At 65.8% G+C, this 1,102-nt stretch carries 1 protein-coding gene; it reads left to right on the forward strand.

What is annotated here, in order from left to right; translation table 11 throughout:
* Positions 1 to 1,102 (forward strand): elongation factor Tu (tuf, locus tag BGO20_RS15690; protein ID WP_465246043.1); only part of this gene is annotated, 1,102 nt, incomplete at both ends.

Here is a 1,102-nt window from a genome sequence, read left to right on the forward strand (position 1 = left end):
AAGAGAAGTTTTCGCGGACGAAGCCGCACTGCAACATTGGAACGATTGGTCACGTTGACCATGGCAAGACGTCATTGACGGCTGCGATCACGAAGGTTCTGGCTGAGTCGGGCGGCGCGTCGTTCACGGCGTATGACCAGATCGACAAGGCGCCTGAGGAGAAGGCGCGCGGCATCACGATCTCGACGGCGCACGTCGAGTACGAGACGCCGAACCGTCACTACGCCCACGTCGACTGCCCCGGCCACGCCGACTACGTGAAGAACATGATCACGGGCGCGGCGCAGATGGACGGCGCGATCCTGGTGGTGTCGGCGGCGGACGGCCCGATGCCGCAGACCCGCGAGCACATCCTGCTGGCACGCCAGGTCGGCGTTCCCGCGCTGGTGGTGTTCATGAACAAGGTCGACCTGGTCGACGACGCCGAGCTGCTGGAGCTCGTCGAGATGGAGATCCGCGAGCTCCTCTCGAAGTACGACTTCCCCGGCGACGACATCCCGATCACCAAGGGCTCGGCCAAGGCCGCGCTGGACAACGTCACGCCGGAGATCGGCCATGACGCGGTGATCGCGCTGATGAAGACGGTCGACGACTACATCCCGCAGCCGGAGCGTCCGGTCGACCAGCCGTTCCTGATGCCGGTCGAGGACGTGTTCTCGATCTCGGGCCGCGGCACGGTGGTGACGGGCCGCGTCGAGCGCGGCATCGTGAAGGTCGGCGAGGAAATCGAGATCGTCGGCCTGAAGGACACGCAGAAGACGACGGTGACCGGCGTCGAGATGTTCCGCAAGCTGCTGGACCAGGGCCAGGCTGGCGACAACATCGGCGCGCTGCTGCGCGGCACGAAGCGCGAGGACGTGGAGCGCGGCCAGGTGCTGTGCAAGCCGGGCTCGGTGAAGCCGCACACGAAGTTCAAGGCCGAGGCCTACATCCTGACCAAGGAAGAGGGCGGCCGCCACACGCCGTTCTTCACCAACTACCGCCCGCAGTTCTACTTCCGCACGACGGACGTGACCGGCGTGGTCTCGCTGCCCGAGGGCACGGAGATGGTGATGCCGGGCGACAACATCTCGATGGAGGTGACGCTGATCGCCCCGATCGC

Origin of the sequence: Allobosea sp. 67-29 (assembly GCF_001898115.1) — a bacterium.
Classification (GTDB): domain Bacteria; phylum Pseudomonadota; class Alphaproteobacteria; order Rhizobiales; family Beijerinckiaceae; genus Allobosea.